Origin of the sequence: Thioalkalivibrio sp. ALgr3, assembly GCF_000377325.1 — a bacterium.
In the GTDB taxonomy this organism is placed as follows: domain Bacteria; phylum Pseudomonadota; class Gammaproteobacteria; order Ectothiorhodospirales; family Ectothiorhodospiraceae; genus Thioalkalivibrio.
This window is the reverse complement of the sequence record NZ_KB898020.1, coordinates 1-2,613: the sequence shown is the minus strand read 5'-3', so window position 1 is coordinate 2,613 and position 2,613 is coordinate 1. Positions and strand designations below refer to the sequence as shown.

The 2,613-nt window shown below is 62.9% G+C and carries 3 protein-coding genes; 2 read left to right on the top strand and 1 reads right to left on the bottom strand.

Features of this window, described 5'->3' with window-relative positions:
* Positions 1 to 8: 8 nt before the first annotated feature.
* A complete protein-coding gene (locus C998_RS0113795; protein ID WP_018871459.1) occupies positions 9 to 338 on the bottom strand; it encodes a hypothetical protein in 330 nt (109 codons plus the stop codon).
* Between the two features lie 149 nt (positions 339 to 487).
* Here C998_RS0113795 and C998_RS0113790 point away from each other — a divergent pair, with 149 nt between their 5' ends.
* Together C998_RS0113790 and C998_RS0113785 are read left to right on the top strand one after the other, a co-directional pair.
* Positions 488 to 2,032, top strand: coding sequence for a UvrD-helicase domain-containing protein (locus tag C998_RS0113790; RefSeq protein WP_018871458.1), 1,545 nt, complete (start codon positions 488 to 490; stop codon positions 2,030 to 2,032).
* A 10-nt stretch (positions 2,033 to 2,042) separates the two neighbouring features.
* Complete coding sequence (locus C998_RS0113785; RefSeq protein ID WP_018871457.1) at positions 2,043 to 2,459, top strand: hypothetical protein; 417 nt, start codon at positions 2,043 to 2,045, stop codon at positions 2,457 to 2,459.
* Positions 2,460 to 2,613: the final 154 nt, after the last annotated feature.

Here is a 2,613-nt window from a genome sequence, read left to right as displayed (position 1 = left end):
GATTTTCGTCAGGATTCGAGGCCCGTTTTAGCTCGCAGTTCGTCCGCAAAAAGCGCCCGGAAGGGGCGCTCCCGGCCCGCTGAATGGCCCAGGCGGGAGCACAGCGCAATGCGTCGCTGCGTCCCGACCGCGCGCTGGTACGCATCATAGAGCACGTCCCCGAGAAGCACCGTTGCAACGATGGATGCGACGGTGAGCGGGGCCAGCATGGCACCCATCACGACTAGCCCTTGGGCCACGGCGAAGATGAGCCCGCTCAGGAGGGGGATGAGTGTGACCGCCCCCGCAACCAGGTGATGCAGCTCCAGGGTGAAAGCCAGGGTTCGCTCGTTCTTCATGGGAATCTCCTTCGTCTTCGCCAGGCGGGATGCCGGGCGTTCCGCGAGGAGTTGCGGGTCGATGAAAACCCGCCCATGAGGGTTGACTGGCTGTATTCCATAAGCCTACAATGCACTTCAATGGAACGATGAGATACAGGAGGCTCGCGATGTCCGCGATCGCACAGCAGGAAATCCGCCCGACGCCGGAACAGCAGGCGATCATTGATGCGCCCGAAGATCGGGACATTGCGGTGAGCGCCCTGGCCGGGGCGGCCAAGACGACGACGCTGGAACTGCGCGCGAAGGCGCACCCGAACCAGAAGATCCTCTATGTGGCGCTGAACAAGGCGGTGCAGCAGGAGGCCGCTCAGCGGTTCCCGAGCAACGTGACGTGCAAGACGACCCATGCGCTCGCGTTCCGGACCCATGGGGTGCCGTTCAAAGACAAGCTGGGGAATCTCCGGCCGTTCCAGGTAAAAAACGCTCTGCGGCTTTCCATGCGCAACGATGAAGCGATGGTCTTCGCCGCGCTGTGCGCGGAGACGGTCAAGCGTTTCTGCGCCTCTCCTGACGAGCAGATTACCGAGAGCCACGTCCCGGCGGCCAAGGCCCGCACCAGCGGTTTCAACCGGCAGGAAGTGCGGAATCATGCTGCCGATCTATGGGGGATGATGCAGGACACGTCCCGGTCGGACGTGCCGATGACGCACGACGGCTACCTGAAGCTCTATCAGCTTTCACAGCCGGATCTTTCCAGCCAGTTCGACGCGATCTATCTCGATGAAGCGCAGGACACGAACCCGGCGATGTACGCGATCTTCTCCGGACAGACGAACATGCAGCGCGTCGCGGTGGGTGACCGGAACCAGTCCATCTATCGCTTTCGGGGCTCCATGGATGTGATGTCCGAAATGGTCGATGCGGAACCGTACTCGCTCACCGGCAGCTTCCGGTTCGGAGCGCCGGTGGCGTACACCGCTAACGTGCTGCTCGGGCTGTACCTGGGCGAATCGCTCGTGCTCGAAGGGCTCGGCGGCCCGACACGGCTGGTCCCGAGCGACGACAGTGACATTCCGTTGGATCACCGGGCGTACCTGTGCCGCACGAACGCCGGGCTGTTCGATCAGGCTGTGGAGCTGCTGGATCAGGGCTACGAGCGGCTGTGCTGGCTCGGCGGTATCGAGAGCTACGGCATGGAGACGTTGATGGATGTCCACCGGCTCTCGGTCGGGCAGCACAGCGAGATCAAGGACCGGCTGATCCGTTCTTTTCGGGATCTCGAAGAGCTGAAGAGCTACGCCGATGAAGCCGAGGACATCGAGATCAGCGTGCGTGTAAAGGTCGTCGAGAAGTACGGCCGGAAGCTGCCCCGGAAAGTCGAACAGTTGCGGCGCACCGCGCTGGATCGGGCGATCCACGGGGAGCCGCTGCTGACGACTGCGCACCGCTCGAAGGGGTCGGAGTTCGCGCATGTGATCCTGGGCGAAGACTTCCCGGCTTTCATGGGGAACCAGTCCGAGCCGTTGCAGGAGCAGTACCCGTTGATCGAGAGCTGGATGCCGCGCGACGCGAAGGAAGATCCGGTTGAGGCAGACGAGGTGTTTCTGGCGTATGTCGCCGCCACTCGTGCCCAGCAAACTCTCGGGGTGAACAAAGAGCTGGCCGCGCTGCTGCGCTGGTGGAAGCAGGTCGGTTCGAGGCAAGCGGCATAAGGACCAGAGGATGTACGACGAAACCGACTACGGCGGCGACTGCTGCGAAGCGGCTCTCTGGGGCGCGGAGAAGCTGGTGACGATCCACCGGATGAGTCCGGACGACCTCCGCATCGTTCACGGGCTCGTGACCGGAGCAGGCGGTGTGGTGGAGGGGCTGCGGTACGGGCACGCTTGGATCGAGCTGAACGGGACCATTGTGTTCGATTTCTCCAACGGAAACCGAGCGGTTCTGATGAAGCGGGTCTACTACGAGGCCGGTGAAGTCGATGAACGTGAAACCCGCGTGTACACGCTGGATGAAGCGCGTCGTCAGTGCGTGACGACCGGCTTCTACGGGCCTTGGGATGAGGGCCTGCTGGAGCGCTGGATTCCCGAGGAGCTGTCATGCAGCCAGCTCAGCAACGGTTCACACGGTGCCGGATAGAGTCGGTCAGGGGAAATGACAGGGAGATCAACATGAAAACGAGTCGATTCCGCCTTTTCGGTGTAGCCGTAGCGACGGCCCTGGCCGGAGGGCTTACGGGGTGCGCGTCGATGGACAGCACGGAACCGGAGACCCGTTCCATCGGCGGGCAGGG

Bases quoted from the DNA above. Each gene is read 5' to 3' on its own strand.
- C998_RS0113795 (WP_018871459.1), bottom strand. From the start codon at position 338: ATGAAGAACGAGCGAACCCTGGCTTTCACCCTGGAGCTGCATCACCTG.
- C998_RS0113790 (WP_018871458.1), top strand. From the start codon at position 488: ATGTCCGCGATCGCACAGCAGGAAATCCGCCCGACGCCGGAACAGCAG.
- C998_RS0113785 (WP_018871457.1), top strand. From the start codon at position 2,043: ATGTACGACGAAACCGACTACGGCGGCGACTGCTGCGAAGCGGCTCTC.